This window comes from Nocardioides donggukensis, assembly GCF_014842875.1.
Lineage (GTDB): Bacteria > Actinomycetota > Actinomycetes > Propionibacteriales > Nocardioidaceae > Nocardioides > Nocardioides donggukensis.
In genome coordinates this window covers 89,448-105,159 of the sequence record NZ_JACYXZ010000004.1, presented here as the reverse complement: position 1 = coordinate 105,159, position 15,712 = coordinate 89,448, and the positions used below count along the sequence as shown (strand labels likewise).

Genomic DNA, 15,712 nt, shown 5'->3' with positions numbered 1-15,712 from the left:
CGTCGCTTGTGTCGGCCGGAGACCCCTCGACCCGTCGCCAGTGTCGGCCGTCGCGGGCACGATGTCGCGCGGAGGGGGTCAGACCGCCGCGGCCTCGGCGGTCAGCCGCAGCTGGCGGCGGCGGTGCTTGACGGACTCGGCGGTGAACATCACCAGCGCCAGCCACACCAGCCCGAAGCCGATCCAGCGTCCGGTCGGCATCTCCTCGTGGAAGAGCAGGATCCCCAGCGCGAACTGGATCGTGGGCGCGAGGTACTGCAGCAGTCCGATCGTCACCATGGACAGCCGCGTCGCCGCGGCCCCAAAGCAGATCAGCGGCAGCGCGGTGATGACGCCGGTGGTCGTGATCAGCGCGGCGTGTCCGAGCCCGTGGCTGCCGAAGTCGGCCCGCCCTACGGCGACCAGCCACCCGACGTACGCCCCTGCCAGCGGTGCCAGCAGCGCCGTCTCGAGGGCGAGGCTCTCCACGGCGCCCGCGTTGGCCTTCTTCTTGGTCAGCCCGTACGTGCCGAACGAGCAGGCCAGCAGCAGGGCGACCCACGGCAGCCGGCCGTAGTCGAGCGTCAGGATCACCACCGCGGTGGCGGCCACCCCGAGCGCTGCCCACTGGACCGGGCGCAGGGTCTCCTTGAGGATGAGCACGCCCATCAGCACGGTGACGAGCGGGTTGATGAAGTACCCGAGCGAGACCTCGACGACATGCCCGTTGTTGACGCCCCAGATGAAGGTCACCCAGTTCACCGCGATCACCACCGCGGCGACGGTCAGCAGCCGCCGCATCCGGGGCGAGCGGACCAGCGCGATCAGGTGCCGGCCGCGACCGAGCGCGACCACCAGGGCGACCATGGTCACCAAGGACCACAGGATGCGGTGGGCGAGGATCTCGAAGGCTCCGGCCGGCTCGAGGAGCGGCCAGTAGAGGGGGAACAGCCCCCACATGCCGTACGCCGCGACGCCGAGCAGGAACCCGCGCCGGGACTCGTGCATGCACCAACCATAGGGCCTGTGCCGCTGGTGTGGACCGGTCGGGCCACCCCGGCGGATCCGGCCCGGGACCGCACCCGGCTGCAGTAGGGTCCCGGGGTCGAGCACACGTCACGATCACGGGGGTATCAGCATGCAGGTCACACGTCTTCTGGTCGCGAGTCTCGGGACCGCCCTCCTGGGCCTGGTGCCGATCGGACTCGCGGGGCCGGCCGCCCACGCAGGCGCGGTGCCCGTGCCGACCAGTGTCAGCGGTGAGATCAGCAGGTCCGTCATGTACTACAAGGACTCCTTCACGATCTCCGGCAGCGTCGACGACCCGAGCGGCAACCCGGTGCCGGACACCGCGGACGGCACCGTCGTGCTCGAGCGCCGCAACGCCGGGACCTCGCGGTGGCGCCAGGTCGCCGAGGCTCCCGACGAGGGCGACTTCTTCTTCCCGGACCTGGTCGGCACCCGCAACGCGACGTACCGGATCATCTACAGCGGGGGCACGGAGGGTGCCACCTCCTACGAGCCGTCCGGGGCGAAGACCTCGATCAAGGTCGCCCGGATCATCAACACCCGCGGCACCAACCCCCGGCCCAACGTGTTCTTCCTCAAGGGCACGCTCAAGCCGTCCTACAAGGGCAAGCCCGTGGTGATCCAGCGCAAGACCTGCAACTCGTGCTCGTGGAAGGCCTGGAAGACGGTCAAGACCAACCGGAAGAGCAAGTTCTCCGCACGCATCTACGCCAAGCGCACGGTGGGCAAGGTCTGGTACCGCCCGCTCGTGAAGTCCTCGACCCGCTACATCAAGACGATCGGGCAGGGCGTGGTCATCGAGACCATCCGGGCCCGGTCCGCGGACGGTCAGAGCTCCGTCCTCCGCTGAGTCGCGCGCCTCGACCCGTCGTCACTGTCCAGCAGGGGCGGGCAGAGACGATGGGTCGGGGTGCGTCAGCCGACACTGGCGACGGGTCGGCGTCCCGCGGGCCGACACTGGCGACGGGTCGGTGCCCCAGGGGACGACACAAGCGACGGGTCGGCGTCCCAGGGGACGACACAAGCGACGGGTCGGTCAGACGACGGTCCAGGTGTCGCCGCCGCCGATGAGGCCGGCCAGCCGGTCGGTCGGGGTGCCGGGCGCCGCCTCGGTGGCGGCGTGGATCTGCCCGCGCGCCTGGTCGTCGTACGTCGCCCGCTCCACCTGCCGGAAGATGCCGATCGGCGACTGGTTCAGGTAGCCGGAGTCGGTCAGCCGGGAGATCGCGAACGCGGTGGACGGGTCCTCGTGGTGGGCGTCGTGCACGAGCAGGGCGTCCTCGCCGACGTCGGCGACCAGGGCCGCCTCGACCCCGCCGCCGGGGGTGCGGACCAGGCCCTTGTCGCCGCCCACGCCGAAGCGGATCGGCTCACCGTGGACGAGCGGGATGATCGCGTCCTCCTTGGTGTCGCGGTCCTTGATCGCGTCGAACGCGCCGTCGTTGAAGATCGGGCAGTTCTGGTAGATCTCCACGAACGACGTGCCGCGGTGCGCCGCTGCCGCCGCCAGCACGGACGTGAGGTGCTTGCGGTCGGAGTCGATGGTGCGGGCCACGAACGAGCCCTCGGCGCCCAGCGCCAGCGACACCGGGTTGAAGGGGTGGTCCACCGACCCCATCGGCGTGGACTTGGTGACCTTGCCGGTCTCGGAGGTGGGGGAGTACTGCCCCTTGGTGAGGCCGTAGATCCGGTTGTTGAACAGCAGGATCGTCATGTTGACGTTGCGCCGCAGCGCGTGGATCAGGTGGTTGCCGCCGATCGAGAGCGCGTCGCCGTCCCCGGTGACCACGAACACCGACAGGTCCTCCCGGGCGGTCGCCAGCCCGGTCGCGATCGCCGGGGCGCGCCCGTGGATCGAGTGCATGCCGTAGGTGTCGAGGTAGTAGGGGAACCGCGACGAGCAGCCGATGCCGGAGACGAAGACGATGTTCTCCCGGCGCAGGCCGAGCTCGGGCAGGAAGCCCTGCACCGCCTTCAGCACCGCGTAGTCGCCGCAGCCGGGGCACCAGCGGACCTCCTGGTCGGAGGTGAACTCCTTGCCGGTCTGCGGCTGGTCGGTCGTGGGAACGCCCAGGGTCCCGCCGGTCTGGCCGGGGAAGGGCAGCTCGGTCGTGCTCATCGGGCACCTCCGGAGGTCGGGACCAGGTCCACCTCGACGCCCTCGGCGGCCGCGACCAGCTCGCCGATGGCCTCCGCCAGCTCGGCCGCCTTGAGCGGCAGCCCGCGCACGTGGTTGTAGCCGACGACGTCGACGAGGTACTTCGCGCGCAGCAGCATCGACAGCTGGCCGAGGTTCATCTCGGGCACCAGCACCCTGTCGTAGCGCCTGAGGATGTCCCCGAGGTCCTGGGGGAAGGGGTTGAGGTGGCGCAGGTGGACCTGCGCCACGTGGTAGCCGGCCCGGCGCACGCGGCGTACGCCGGCTCCGATGGGGCCGTAGGTCGAGCCCCACCCGAGCACCAGCACCCGGGCCGAGCCGCTCGGGTCGTCGACCTCCAGCGGCGGCAGCGAGTCGGCGATCCGGTCCACCTTGGCCTGCCGGGTGCGGACCATGAGGTCGTGGTTCGCGGGGTCGTAGGAGATGTTGCCGTGCCCCTCGCCCTTCTCCAGGCCGCCGATGCGGTGCTCGAGTCCGGGGGTGCCGGGGATCGCCCACGGCCGGGCGAGCGTCTCGCCGTCGCGCAGGTAGGGGAGGAAGACGTCCTCGCCCTTGTCGTCGGTGCCGTTGGTCGCGGTCGCGAACGCCGGGTCGATGGCCGGCAGCTGGTCGACGTCGGGGATCTGCCACGGCTCGGAGCCGTTGGCGAGGTAGCCGTCGGAGAGCAGCATCACCGGGGTGCGGTAGGTGATCGCGATCCGGGCCGCCTCGAGGGCGGCGTCGAAGCAGTCGCCGGGGGACTGCGGGGCGACGATCGGCACCGGCGCCTCGCCGTTGCGGCCGAACATCGCCTGCAGCAGGTCGGACTGCTCGGTCTTGGTGGGCAGGCCGGTCGACGGGCCGCCGCGTTGCACGTTCACGACCAGCAGCGGCAGCTCGGTCATCACCGCGAGCCCGATCGACTCGCCCTTGAGCGCGATGCCGGGGCCGGAGGTGGTGGTGACGCCGAGCCGGCCGGCGAAGGCGGCGCCGATGGCGGCGCCGATCCCGGCGATCTCGTCCTCGGCCTGGAACGTGGTGACGCCGAAGCCCTTGTGCTTGCTGAGCTCGTGCAGGATGTCGGAGGCCGGGGTGATCGGGTAGGACCCGAGGAACACCGGCAGCCCGGACTGCACCCCACTGGCGATCAGCCCGTACGCCAGCGCGAGGTTGCCGGTGATGTTGCGGTAGGTGCCCGGAGCCATCGGGGCCGGCTTGATCTCGTACTGCACGATGAACGCCTCGGTGGTCTCACCGAAGTTCCAGCCGGTCTTGAACGCCGTGATGTTGGCGTCCCGGATCTCCGGCACCTTCGCGAACCGACGCTCGAGGAAGCGGATCGTGGAGTCGGTGGGGCGGCCGTACATCCACGACAGGAGGCCGAGCGCGAACATGTTCTTGGCGCGGGCGGCGTCCTTGCGGGACAGGCCGAACTCCTTGACCCCCTCCACGGTCATCCCGGTCAGGTCGACCGGGTGCACCGCGAACTCCGCGAGGTCGTCGTTCTCGAGCGGGTTCTCGGTGTAGCCGGCCTTGGTCAGGTTCCGCTTGGTGAAGTCGTGGGTGTCGACGATGATCGTCGCGCCCTTGGGCAGGTCGCCGAGGTTGGCCCGCAGCGCCGCCGGGTTCATCGCGACGAGCACGTCGGGGGCGTCGCCGGGTGTGAGGATGTCGTGGTCGGCGAAGTGCACCTGGAACGACGAGACGCCGGGCAGGGTGCCCTGGGGGGCGCGGATCTCGGCGGGGAAGTTGGGCAGCGTCGCCAGGTCGTTGCCGAACCCCGCCGACTCCTGGGTGAACCGGTCGCCGGTGAGCTGCATGCCGTCACCGGAGTCGCCCGCGAACCGGATGATGACGCGATCGAGCTGCCGGACCTGCTTCGCCACCGCAGCAACCTACTTCCTGGAGTCCACTCGTGGCCGCCGAGGACAGGGCCGGGTCGGGTACGACGTCCGGCCGGGCTCGGTGGCCAGCACAACACCACCCACCCTAGTCGCGTGTCGCGCGCACCCAATGCCCGTCTTCCGCTATGGGCCGTCGAGCCGGGTGATCCCGGTCACCCCAGTCGGGTCGTGGCGCCGGGTCGTGACGTCGGGTCGTGGCGCCCGGGACGCTGCCCGAGCGCCACGGTCCCGCTCAGCCGGTCTGGCCGCAGGGTCCCGAGCGGGCGAACGGCAGGGCGTCGTACCCGCTGACGTCCTGCTCCGCGAGCGAGCCGTCCGCGGCGGCGGTGAGGACGGCCATGGCCGGGATCCGGAACAGGTTCTCCAGCTGCCCGTTGCTCTTCTGCCCCACCGAGCGGACCTCGTAGAAGATGGCGCCCTGGGTGGGCGTCGCCGACTGCGGCAGGGGGGTCTCCCCGGGCGGGGCGGTCTCGCCCATCAGCATCCGGGAGAGCACCGCGTTGGTGATGTCGATCAGGGGGTAGTGCGCGACGTTCGCGACTCCGTAGCCCTCCAGCGCCTCCACGCTGGCCATGGTCATCTGGCGGTTGGTGAGCCACTGCCGATCGGTCATCCGGGACGGCGCGATGGAGCGGCCGCCGATCTGGAACTGGTTGAGGTCGTCGGTCCCGAGCACGACCGGAGCCTGGCTCATGTGGTGCATGTCCAGGGCGTAGGTGGGGGCGGTGGAGCGCCAGACCTTCCAGAACGCGACCGACTCCGGCTGGGCGAAGTTCTCCCAGTCCCGGTTGAGGTCGATCCGGTTGGGTGTCGTGCTCTGCCGGATGTTCGCCTCGGCGCCGTCGGGGTTGTACATGGGAACGACGACGACGGTCAGGCCTTCGCGGACGGCCTTCGCGGCCGGGCTCCCCGACGCGAGGCGGTCGAGGATCTGCAGCGCCGCCTCCGTGCTGTGCAGCTCGTTGCCGTGGATGCGGGCCTGCAGCCAGAACGTCTCGGGGCCGTGGCCGACCGTGGCGTAGAGCAGCTGGCGTCCCTCGCCGGACTGACCGGCGCTGTGCACCTCGACGGCGCCCTGACTGCTGCGCTCGATGCGTCCGAGCTCACGCACGACGTCCGCGTAGTTGGCCACGCTGGCCAAGGAGACGTTCTGGTTCTCCTGCAGGCACGGACCGCCGGGATTGTGCGGCGGATCGGCGCTGGCCGGCGCGAAGAACGTGGACAGGGAGAGGGCCGCGACCCCCAGGGCACCGACGAGCTTTGTGGATCGACGTCGCATCAGGAACTCCTCCGAGACTCGGCATCCCCGATGACGGGTGGTGCCTCCTGTCACCGGTCTACCAACAGCCGCCCCCCACCACAAGAGCCGGAGAGCGCCGAGGCCGCGGGTGGTCCTCGCCGGGGCGCCGAGCGTGGCTCAGCGGTAGTTCGTGAACTGCACCGCGAAGTCGTAGTCCTGCTCCTTGACCAGCGCCTGGACGGCCTGGAGGTCGTCGCGCTTCTTCGATGACACCCGCAGCTCGTCGCCCTGGATCTGCGCCTTGACGCCCTTGGGGCCCTCGTCGCGGATCAGCTTGGTGATCTTCTTGGCGTCCTCGGAGCTGATCCCCTCCTTGAGGGCGATCCCGATCTTGCTGACCTGTCCGGACTGGCGCGGCTCGCCGGCGTCGAGGATCTTCAGCGACTGGTTGCGCTTGACCAGCTTGCCCTTGAACACGTCGAGGACGGCGGTGGCCCGGTCGTCGGCCGAGGCGGTGATCTCGATGGCCTCCTCGCCCTGCCACTCGATGCTGGCACCGGTGCCCTTGAAGTCGTAGCGGGTGGCGATCTCCCGGGCGGCCTGCCCGAGGGCGTTGTCGACCTCCTGGCGGTCGATCTTGCTCACGATGTCGAACGACGAGTCGGCCATGTCTGTGCTCCTCCTTGCCACCCGTGGACACGGGCGGGCATTTTTACGAGTCCGTGCGGCTGCGCTATTGTTTCGCCTTGCTGTTGCCCCGCCAAGTCCGGGGTGGCACACCCGGCAGGTTGCCCGAGCGGCCAATGGGAGCGGACTGTAAATCCGTCGCGAAAGCTTCGAAGGTTCGAATCCTTCACCTGCCACAGTGGGTCACAAGGGCCCCTGACCAGCGGAGACGTTGGCCAGGGGCCCTTTGCAACCTGTCCGGCCGTCAGTGGTCGATGGCGGCCGATTGCGGCTGTCTTTGCGGAACACCTGCGGAAGTCTTGGCCGGTCGGCGGCTCGGCGACCTCCAGTGAGGTGGTCAGTCGTCGGGCGCGTCACCAGGCTCACGAGAGTGCCTCGCCGATGCGGCTGAGCGCGATCTGGTCGTCTCCCTCGACGCAGTCGGCGTAGATCCGGAGCAGTACGTCGACGCCGTGACCGGCCCATTCAGCGACGCGGGCCGGAGGCACTCCGGCGTTGAGCCAGGTCGAGAGGCAGGCGTGACGCAGGTCGTAGGGGCGTCGGGCGAGCACGGAGTCGGTTGCTGTGGGGTCAGCGCCGTGCGCCGGGCTGCGCCCACACCCGGTAGATGGTCTTCGCGCTGACCAGGGAGTTGTAGGGCGGTGAGATCGGCTTTCCGGCGCGCCGGGTGCGGGCGGCGAAGAGGTGACCTTGAGCTCCGGCCCGGGAACGGCTCGAGATGGGACCGCGGACCTCGCCGGTGGTCGCCGCGTCGGTCCAGGCGGCGCCAGCGCCGGGGTTCGTCATTCTCTGGTGGGTTCTTTGGGTGCTCCGGTTGGGTCGAGGCTTATGCTTGCTTGTCATCTAACAAGTGCATACGATGTGGTCACCGCCATCACTTCGAAGTCCTGTCCTGAGGGGGCATCCCATGTCGGAAACTGTCAGTGGGGTCGTGAAGACCGAGCGCCGACTGAACGGGCAAGCTCTGTTGATCACCATCGACCGACCCGAGCGTCGCAACGCGTTCGACGGTGCCACGGCGCGGGCACTCGAGGCGGCGATCGACGAGTACGAGGCTGATGACGAGCTGCGGGTGGCCGTCCTCACCGGCGCTGGGCCGACTTTCAGCGCCGGTCAGGATCTGAAGGCTGCCGCGGTGGGAGACATGGGCGCCAGCGAACGTCGTGGCGGGTTCGGGGTGATGGCTGTCCCGCCCGAGAAGCCCCTGATCGCGGCAGTCGAGGGCGACGCCCTTGCAGGCGGCCTCGAGCTCTGTCTCGCCTGCGACCTGGTGGTCGCCACAGACGCCACCCGGATGGGCATCCCCGAAGCTGCGCGTGCTCTGGTTGCGATGGGCGGGGGACTGTTCCGTCTTCCCAAGCGCATCCCTTACAACATCGCCATGGAGCTGGCGCTCACCGGAAAGTCGCTCCCGGCGGAAGAGTTTCACCGGATGGGATTCGTCAACCGGGTCGTGCCGGCCGGACAAGCCGTTGAAGCGGCGCTCGAGCTCGCTGCGGACATCGTGAAGTCAGGTCCCCTCGCAGTCTCCGCGAGCAAGGCGATCGTTCGTCGCAGCTACGAGTGGACCGACGAGGAAGCCTGGGCGAAGCAGATGGAGTTCGCGCGCCCTGCGATCGAGTCAGATGACACCCAGGAAGGCATCCGCGCCTTCATTGAGAAGCGCGAACCGCAGTGGAAGGGCCGCTGAGCTGATGAACGTCACGACCCTGTCCGACAGAAGGGCCCTCGCAGCCCGCGCTGGCCACCGACGCAACAGGAGAACCTGATGAAGCAACTGACCCCTTCCCCCGCCTTCGCGCCTCCCGACGACCTCGACGCAGTCTGCGCCACCGAAGGTGAGCGCACCCTCACGTGGAGGTCCTGGAACGAGCAAGCTGATCGCTTGGCCTCGTCGCTTGCGCGCCGAGGTGTGAAGGAAGGCGACCGTGTCGCCGTCCGCTCGCACACACGACTGGAGTGGATGGTCGTCTCCCTCGCCGTCGCCAAGCTCAAGTCGGTCATCGTCGCGGTGAACTACCGACTCTCGCCCCCCGAGTCGCTCTACATCGCCCGCGACTGCGAGGTCACAGCCGCGATCGTCGATGACGAGGACCCGTCCGACCTGGTCGCGGCTTGGGAAGAACTCGGGTTGAGGGTGATTGTCTCGATGGACACCCCGGCTCCGGGTGTTGAGCTCATGGCGGACCTCATCGCGGAGGGCGAGCCCGAGGACCGTCCCTCGCCGGCCCTGGCGCCACTGATCATCTACTCCTCCGGCACGACGGGAGCCCCCAAGGGCGCCCCCTTGGGCGGCCTCCAGACCCAGGTGGACGACGCCGTGCGTCTCGACTACATGCTGTCGGTGCTGTTCGACATGGCCGCGGGCGGACCCGGCAACACGACACTGATCAACCTGCCGATGCACCACGGTGCGGGCCCGTCGTACACGCAGTTCGCGCTCCAGACCGGCGGCACTGTCGTCTTCCAGCGACGCTTCGATGCCGAGGACGTGCTTCGACTCATCGAGCGTCACGGGATCACGCACTGGGTCGCCGTTCCCACGATGCTCCAGCGGATCCTCAAGCTCTCTCCCGAGGTCCGCGACAGGTACGACATCTCCAGCCTCCGCTTCCTGATGGGTGGCGCAGCGCCGTTCAGCCAGGAGCTCAAGTCCGCTGCCACCGACCTCTTCGGTCCGGTCATCTACGAGATCTACGGTGCGACGGAGACGGGCATGATCGCGGGCGCAACTCCCGACCTTCTGTCGCGCAAGCCGAACGCGACCGGGTTCCCGTTCCGTCACGTCGACCTACGGATCGTCGACGAGAGCGGCAACGAGGTTCCGACGGGCGCGACCGGCGAGATCACCGTGCGGACGCCCAACATCATCAGCGGCTACATCGGTCGCGGTCCGCTCGGCGCCGACAAGATCAGCGAGGACGGCTTCTACTCGACGGGCGACGTCGGGCACGTCGACGACGAGGGGGTGCTGTTCATCTACGACCGGATCACCGACATGATCATCGCGGGTGGCGTGAACGTCTACCCCGCTGAGAGCGAAGCGGTCATCGCGACACACCCGCTCGTCGCGAACGTGGCCGTGATCGGTGTCCCCGACGAGGACCACGGTGAGCAACCCCTGGCGTTCGTCCAGACCGTTCCGGGGGCGGTGCTGACTGCGGACGAGCTCTACGCGTTCTTCGAAGGCAAGCTCGCCAAGTACAAGTGGCCGCGGTCCTTCGAGTTCATCGAGGAGATCCCGACCAACTCGATGGGCAAGACCTTGAAGCGCGTCCTCCGTCGTTCCTACGTCGAGGACGCGAAGGCATGAGCGCGCCGTCGGCCCAGCCCGATCTCTACCAGGTCGACGAGTCGGGAGAGCCCACGCTGATCGGCCTGAAGGATTCCAGCGGATCCGTCTCCTTCCCGTTCCAGATCTACGGATCCGAGCACAATGGCGACGTCGGGGAGAAGATCTCCCCGGTCCCGCTCGCCGGCACCGGGACCGTCTCGGCCGTCGTGGATGTCCACATACCGGTCGACCCGGCCCTGGGGTTCCCCTACCGCTTGGCGTCCGTGGTCCTCGACGAGGGCCCAATGATCCGGTCGGTGCTGGTGGACGCGCCGGACGTCACCATCGGCTCCCGTGTCCGCGCCGTCACCGTGCCGGTCACCCGCGACGACGTCGAGGTCGCCGAGCTCCGATTCACTCCCGAAGAGGTCGTCACGTGAAGATCACGCTTGCGCAACAGCGCCCCGTCTACGTCGCCGGCGTCGGCTGGCACCCGTTCCAGAAGCCGAGCGCCACGCCCTACGTCCAGCTGGGCCTGACGGCCGTGCGCCAGGCACTCGACGACGCCGGCCTGCGGTGGGCCGACGTCGACAGCGCCTACACAGGCACGGCCATGCTCGGGATGGCCGCCTCCCGACCGCTGTACAAGCATCTCGGCGTCACCGGCATCCCCATGCTGCAGGTCGAGAACGCCTCGGCGTCGGGCTCCACGGCGTTCCGACTGGCTTGCCACGACGTCGCAGCCGGGACCAGCGACATCTCGATGGTCCTGGGTGTCGACAAGATGCCGACAGCGCAGGGCGCCAGCAATGACACGGGAGTGCCGAGCCTCGACGCCGCCTACGTGCCGCCTCCGGCGCACTTCGCGCTGCTGGCCTCGGAGTACCTGGAGCGTCACGGTGCCACCCCGGAGCAACTGGCTGCCGTGGCCGTGAAGAACTCCGCCAACGCAGCACTGAACCCCAACGCCCAGCGGCCGAAGGCACGAACCCTGGAGGAGGTCCTTGCCGGACCACCCATCGCCGGCCCTCTGACCAGGCTTCAGTGCTGCCCGATCGGTGAGGGCGCCGCTGCCGTCGTCGTGGTTTCGGACGACGCCATCGACGAGCTCGGCCTGGACCGCTCACGCTGTGTCCGAGTGCTCGCGTCTGTCCTGCGCAGCGAGGAGCTGTACGGCGCGAAGAGCTTCGACGCCGAGCTCACCCGCGCAGCGACGGCGGACGCGTACCAGCAGGCCGGGATGGGCCCCGACGACGTGGACCTCGTGGAGCTGCACGACGCCTTCTCGATCGAGGAGCTGCAGTACGTCGAGGCGATGGGTCTGGCCGCGGAGGGCAAGGCTGCGGCCGATCTCGAGGCCGGCGAGTTCTCCCTCGGTGGACGAGTGGCCGTGAGCACGTCAGGCGGCCTGCTGAGTTCAGGTCACCCGATCGGACCCACAGGCGTGGGCCAGATCGGAGAGATCACCACTCAGATCCGAGGTGAGGCCGGCGCGCGCCAGCACGCCGGTGCGCGAACGGGGCTGGCCCACATGGTCGGCCTCGGCGCGGTCTGTGCCGTTCACGTCCTGCAAAGCGTCGAGGGGCCGCGATGAGACGCACCCTCTACGAGGAGGAGCACGAAGACTTCCGAGCGACCGTCGCGGCCTTCGTCGAGAAGGTCGTCGCCGACCAATGGGAGCGGTGGGACGACGACGGCCTCGTCGACCGTGCCGCCTGGGAGGTGGCGGGTTCGCTCGGGATCATCGGGACCTCCGTGCCTGAGGAGCTCGGCGGCGGGGGAGTGGCCGACTTCCGATACCGGATGGTGATCATGGAGGAGCTGTGCCGCGTGGGGGCGAACTCCTTCAACGCCGGGCTCAGCGTGCAGGACGACCTCGTCATGCCCTACGTCGTCGATCTGGGATCCGACGAACAGCGCCGAGAGTGGTTGCCCGAGCTGTGCGCCGGTACCGCCATCGGGTCGCTGGCGCTGACAGAGCCGGGCGCAGGAAGTGACCTGCGCGGTATCCGCACGACCGCCCGCCGCGACGGCGACGGCTGGGTCCTGAACGGCACCAAGACGTTCATCACCAACGGCTTCCTGGCCGACGTCGTCCTCGTCCTGGCCAAGGTCGATCCGCGGACCGACGCCGGCGACTTCGCCGTCTTCCTCGTGCCGACAGACCGTCCGGGATTCAGCCGGGGACGCAAGCTCGACAAGCTCGGTCTACGAGGCAACGACACGGCCGAGCTCTCCTTCGAGGACCTCCGGCTCACCGATGCCGATCTGCTCGGCTCCGCGGGACGCGGACTTGCCCACGTGATGGAACGTCTGCCTCTGGAGCGTCTCTCGATCGCAGCCACCTCCGTCGCTGCTTCGGCCGCCGCGTACGCGTGGGCGCGTCGGTACTGCTTCGATCGCGACGCCTTCGGGCAACCGATCGGTGACTTCCAGGCGACTCGTTTCACCCTGGCAGAGGTAGAGACCGAGATCGACGCCGCGACCGCGATGCTCGACCGGGCGGTGCTCCTGCTGAACGATGGAAATCTGACGGCCATCGACGCCGCCAAGGCGAAGTGGTGGATCAGCGATCTTCATCAGCGAGTGGTCGACAAGTGCCTCCAACTGCATGGCGGCTACGGCTACATGAGGGAGTACCCCATCGCGCGAGCCTACGCAGATGCTCGGATCCAGCCGATCTACGGCGGGACGAACCAGATCATGAAGGACCTCATCGGCCGCGACATCGCGCGCCGTACGGTCCGCGAGGCGAATTCCAGGTAGGAGTGCAGCTGGACGAGGTGGGGGCCCGGCCCCTCCTCGTCCGACTCGAAATCCACGAGAGGCAGATCGCGCGGCGATCGAGCTATGCACCCGGTGGGTAGGGCGCAGAGGCTCGCCCAGGTTGCCGCATGAGGCTGGATAGGGTTCGACCATGCAGAGCAGGCGTACTCAGGCCGAGAGGTCCAGCGAGTCCCGGAAGAAGCTCGTCGATGCGACCGTCGAGCTGCTGGCTTCCGGCGGATACTCCGCCGCCAGCTTCGTCGCCATCGGTGAACTCGCAGGGCTCAGCCGTGGGATGGTGACGCACTACTTCGGCACGAAGGAGCAGTGCATCAAGGATGTCGTGCAGTCCGTCCAGGACTCCAGCCGCGCGGCGCTCGCGAGCTTCGGCGACCTCGAAGGGGTGGAGAAGCTCGAGACCATCGTGCGCCTCTACCTGCGCGAGGGAAGCATCTACTCGAAGTACGCCCGGGCGCTGTACGCGGTGCAGGTCGAGGCTATGACCGGGACCCCCAGCCTGCGGGATGACGTCGCCATCTCCAACCGATGGATCCGCACGCTTCTCGTCGAGACCATCATCGAGGCACGTGATTCCGGAGACGCGGCCCAGGACGTCAACCCTGATGAAGCGGCGTTCGTGATCGAGGGAACGCTGAGAGGCGTGCTCCTCCAAGTGCTCGTCGACCCCGACGTGCAGCGCAAAGAGATCACCGAGGCGACCTGGACGGCCGTTCGTCGGATCTTGTCCATTCGGTGACCCGCGCCGGCGCACGCCGGGGAATCGACGAGCCCTCTCAGAACTTGTCAGTTGACAAGCATCTGCATTAGGGTTGGCTCTGAGCTCCTCCTCGCGAGAACTTGCGGGCTTCGTTGGTCACGCCGACGACCGGCAGAGCGTTTGAAAGGACGATCGAATGACCTCGAACGACCTGCTGGACCTGACCGGTCGCGTCGCGCTGGTGACTGGGGCGGGTCAGGGCGTGGGTCGTCAGATCGCGCTGACGCTCGCGTCGTTCGGGGCGGACGTCGTCGTGAACGACTACGACGAGACCCGGGCCGAGAGTGTGGCCGCAGAGGTCCGCAAGCTCGGGGTGTCGAGCCTCGCCGCGCAGAGCGACGTAGGTGACTTCCAGCGGATGGGTGAGGTGTTCGACGAGGTCAAGGAGAAGTGGGGCTCGGTCACGATCCTGGTCAACAACGCGGGCAACCGGGGGGCCGGGCCGGCGCCCACCAAGCAACGTGCTTTCTGGGATCAGACCCCGTCGGACTGGGAACCCTTCATCCACGTCAACCTGGACGGAGTCCTCAACTCAACCCGGCACGCCATGGGTCACATGGTCGAGGCGAAGCAAGGGCGTGTCATCACGATCATCTCCGACGCCGGGCGCGTCGGTGAGGTCAACGGGATGGAGGTCTACTCGGGTGCCAAGGCCGGGGCAGCAGGCTTCACCCGAGCGATGGCTCGCCTGGGTGGGCGCTTCGGAGTGACGGCGAACTGCGTGGCACTCGGCGCAACGCGCACTCCGGCGATCGAGGCGGCCATCGCCGACGAGGAGTTCGCCAAGCGGGTGCTCTCCTCCTACATCGTTCGTCGTTTCGGTGAGCCTGACGACGCGGCGAACCTCATCCTCTTCCTGGCCTCGGACGCCTCGAGCTGGATCACCGGCCAGACGATCCCGGTGAACGGTGGCTACTCGCTCACCATGTGATCTCGTCGGCGCGGTCTGGGCGTTCACCCGGACGACCACGGGACGCCGACGCTGCACTCGATTCCCAACGGAAGGTAAAAGACATGCTTACGACACCCACCATCTCCAGCTCGCTCCTTGAGGGTCAGACGGCCGTCGTCACCGGCGGTGGCAACGGCATCGGGCGCGCTACCTGCGAGCTTCTGGCTGCCAACGGTGCCCGGGTCGTGGTGGTGGACCTCGATGGGGACCTGGCCCACGAGGTCGCCTCGGACATCGGAGGCGGGGCCACGGCCTTCGCTGCCGACCTCACCGATCCGGAGGTTCCGGACCGCCTCATCGCGGATGTGGCGGCGGCCGGCAACGGCATCGACATCATCGTCAACGGCGCCGGCTACTTCTGGGACGCGCCCGTGCATGCGATGAGCGACGAGCAGTTCCAGGCAATGCTGGACATCCACCTCTTGGCTCCCTTCCGGATCTGTCGGGCCGCCGCGCCGTACCTCCGAGACGCCGGTCGACGTGAGGCCCGGGAGGGCCTGGTACGCCACCGCAAGGTCGTGATGGTCAGCTCGCTGGCTGCCAGCTTCGGCAACCCCGGAGCTGCGAACTACGCGGCTGCCAAGGGCGGCCTGATCGGACTGACCAAGACGCTGGCAGCGGAGTGGGGCTCGGCGAACGTCAACGTCAATGCGGTCTCCTTCGGGATCATCCAGACCCGCTTCGGCGCCCCGCAGTCGGCACAGCAGTCCATTACCGTCGGAGGTCGCGAGGTCCCGCTCGGCGTGCCCGACAAGACCCTTCAGGCGATGGGCTTCGACCCCGACGAGGATCGCGACCTGTACGCGCCGCGCAAGACCCCAGGGACAGCGCTCGGCCGTACCGGCACCATCCAGGAGGCCGCCGACGCGATCTTCTGGCTCGTTTCACCGCTCTCGAACTACGTGACCGGTCAGGTCATTCCCGTCAGCGGCGGCGCTCGGGGCGGCATGTCCTGACCTGTTCGTC

At 68.5% G+C, this 15,712-nt stretch carries 15 protein-coding genes and 1 tRNA gene; 10 read left to right on the top strand and 6 right to left on the bottom strand.

Going from position 1 to position 15,712, the window contains the following annotated elements:
* Positions 1-78 precede the first annotated feature (78 nt).
* Complete coding sequence (rarD, locus tag IE331_RS14255) at positions 79-987, bottom strand: EamA family transporter RarD (protein WP_192144133.1); 909 nt, start codon at positions 985-987, stop codon at positions 79-81.
* 130 nt (positions 988-1,117) lie between these two features.
* Here rarD and IE331_RS14250 point away from each other — a divergent pair, with 130 nt between their 5' ends.
* Positions 1,118-1,858, top strand: a complete 741-nt coding sequence (locus IE331_RS14250) for a hypothetical protein (protein WP_192144132.1) — start codon at positions 1,118-1,120, stop codon at positions 1,856-1,858.
* Between the two features lie 186 nt (positions 1,859-2,044).
* Here the strand turns inward: IE331_RS14250 and IE331_RS14245 are convergent, their stop codons facing one another.
* The 4 genes from IE331_RS14245 to IE331_RS14230 all read right to left on the bottom strand — a co-directional run bounded on the left by IE331_RS14245 (position 2,045) and on the right by IE331_RS14230 (position 6,958).
* Positions 2,045-3,127, bottom strand: coding sequence for a 2-oxoacid:ferredoxin oxidoreductase subunit beta (locus IE331_RS14245; RefSeq protein WP_192144131.1), 1,083 nt, complete (start codon positions 3,125-3,127; stop codon positions 2,045-2,047).
* Positions 3,124-5,031 carry a 2-oxoacid:acceptor oxidoreductase subunit alpha gene (locus IE331_RS14240; RefSeq protein ID WP_192144130.1) on the bottom strand — a complete coding sequence of 636 codons (1,908 nt, stop codon included), beginning with the start codon at positions 5,029-5,031 and terminating at the stop codon, positions 3,124-3,126. Before IE331_RS14240 ends, IE331_RS14245 begins: the two co-directional genes overlap by 4 nt.
* A 250-nt stretch (positions 5,032-5,281) precedes the next feature.
* Complete coding sequence (locus IE331_RS14235; RefSeq protein WP_192144129.1) at positions 5,282-6,328, bottom strand: M14 family zinc carboxypeptidase; 1,047 nt, start codon at positions 6,326-6,328, stop codon at positions 5,282-5,284.
* A gap of 138 nt (positions 6,329-6,466) precedes the next feature.
* Complete coding sequence (locus IE331_RS14230) at positions 6,467-6,958, bottom strand: YajQ family cyclic di-GMP-binding protein (RefSeq protein WP_192144128.1); 492 nt, start codon at positions 6,956-6,958, stop codon at positions 6,467-6,469.
* Between the two features lie 113 nt (positions 6,959-7,071).
* Here IE331_RS14230 and IE331_RS14225 point away from each other — a divergent pair.
* A tRNA-Tyr gene (locus IE331_RS14225) sits at positions 7,072-7,152 on the top strand.
* A 186-nt stretch (positions 7,153-7,338) separates the two neighbouring features.
* Here the strand turns inward: IE331_RS14225 and IE331_RS14220 are convergent.
* On the bottom strand, positions 7,339-7,527 hold the full coding sequence (locus IE331_RS14220) for a site-specific integrase (protein ID WP_201931806.1): 189 nt from the start codon (positions 7,525-7,527) through the stop codon (positions 7,339-7,341).
* 380 nt (positions 7,528-7,907) lie between these two features.
* Here IE331_RS14220 and IE331_RS14215 point away from each other — a divergent pair, with 380 nt between their 5' ends.
* The 8 genes from IE331_RS14215 to IE331_RS14180 all read left to right on the top strand — a co-directional run bounded on the left by IE331_RS14215 (position 7,908) and on the right by IE331_RS14180 (position 15,702).
* A complete protein-coding gene (locus IE331_RS14215; RefSeq protein ID WP_201931805.1) occupies positions 7,908-8,666 on the top strand; it encodes a crotonase/enoyl-CoA hydratase family protein in 759 nt (252 codons plus the stop codon).
* Between the two features lie 78 nt (positions 8,667-8,744).
* Entirely contained in the window at positions 8,745-10,289 is a 1,545-nt protein-coding gene (locus IE331_RS14210) for a class I adenylate-forming enzyme family protein (RefSeq protein ID WP_192144126.1), read from the top strand.
* On the top strand, positions 10,286-10,690 hold the full coding sequence (locus IE331_RS14205) for a Zn-ribbon domain-containing OB-fold protein (RefSeq protein ID WP_192144125.1): 405 nt from the start codon (positions 10,286-10,288) through the stop codon (positions 10,688-10,690). Before IE331_RS14210 ends, IE331_RS14205 begins: the two co-directional genes overlap by 4 nt.
* Positions 10,687-11,844, top strand: coding sequence for a thiolase family protein (locus IE331_RS17035; RefSeq protein WP_192144124.1), 1,158 nt, complete (start codon positions 10,687-10,689; stop codon positions 11,842-11,844). The genes IE331_RS14205 and IE331_RS17035 overlap by 4 nt, the downstream gene beginning before the upstream one ends.
* Positions 11,841-13,016: an acyl-CoA dehydrogenase family protein gene (locus tag IE331_RS14195; RefSeq protein WP_192144123.1), complete on the top strand. Its 1,176-nt coding sequence runs from the start codon at positions 11,841-11,843 to the stop codon at positions 13,014-13,016. Before IE331_RS17035 ends, IE331_RS14195 begins: the two co-directional genes overlap by 4 nt.
* 151 nt (positions 13,017-13,167) lie before the next feature.
* Positions 13,168-13,773, top strand: a complete 606-nt coding sequence (locus IE331_RS14190; RefSeq protein WP_192144122.1) for a TetR/AcrR family transcriptional regulator — start codon at positions 13,168-13,170, stop codon at positions 13,771-13,773.
* A 157-nt stretch (positions 13,774-13,930) separates the two neighbouring features.
* Positions 13,931-14,725, top strand: a complete 795-nt coding sequence (locus IE331_RS14185) for an SDR family NAD(P)-dependent oxidoreductase (RefSeq protein ID WP_192144121.1) — start codon at positions 13,931-13,933, stop codon at positions 14,723-14,725.
* Between the two features lie 83 nt (positions 14,726-14,808).
* A complete protein-coding gene (locus IE331_RS14180) occupies positions 14,809-15,702 on the top strand; it encodes an SDR family NAD(P)-dependent oxidoreductase (protein WP_192144120.1) in 894 nt (297 codons plus the stop codon).
* The last annotated feature ends 10 nt before the right edge of the window (positions 15,703-15,712 follow it).

Excerpts from the sequence above, each read along its gene's own strand:
- rarD (WP_192144133.1), bottom strand. The coding sequence starts at position 987 with ATGCACGAGTCCCGGCGCGGGTTCCTGCTCGGCGTCGCGGCGTACGGC.
- IE331_RS14210 (WP_192144126.1), top strand. The coding sequence starts at position 8,745 with ATGAAGCAACTGACCCCTTCCCCCGCCTTCGCGCCTCCCGACGACCTC.
- IE331_RS14235 (WP_192144129.1), bottom strand. The coding sequence starts at position 6,328 with ATGCGACGTCGATCCACAAAGCTCGTCGGTGCCCTGGGGGTCGCGGCC.
- IE331_RS14205 (WP_192144125.1), top strand. The coding sequence starts at position 10,286 with ATGAGCGCGCCGTCGGCCCAGCCCGATCTCTACCAGGTCGACGAGTCG.
- IE331_RS14185 (WP_192144121.1), top strand. The coding sequence starts at position 13,931 with ATGACCTCGAACGACCTGCTGGACCTGACCGGTCGCGTCGCGCTGGTG.
- IE331_RS14195 (WP_192144123.1), top strand. The coding sequence starts at position 11,841 with ATGAGACGCACCCTCTACGAGGAGGAGCACGAAGACTTCCGAGCGACC.
- IE331_RS14230 (WP_192144128.1), bottom strand. The coding sequence starts at position 6,958 with ATGGCCGACTCGTCGTTCGACATCGTGAGCAAGATCGACCGCCAGGAG.
- IE331_RS14180 (WP_192144120.1), top strand. The coding sequence starts at position 14,809 with ATGCTTACGACACCCACCATCTCCAGCTCGCTCCTTGAGGGTCAGACG.
- IE331_RS14250 (WP_192144132.1), top strand. The coding sequence starts at position 1,118 with ATGCAGGTCACACGTCTTCTGGTCGCGAGTCTCGGGACCGCCCTCCTG.
- IE331_RS14245 (WP_192144131.1), bottom strand. The coding sequence starts at position 3,127 with ATGAGCACGACCGAGCTGCCCTTCCCCGGCCAGACCGGCGGGACCCTG.
- IE331_RS14190 (WP_192144122.1), top strand. The coding sequence starts at position 13,168 with ATGCAGAGCAGGCGTACTCAGGCCGAGAGGTCCAGCGAGTCCCGGAAG.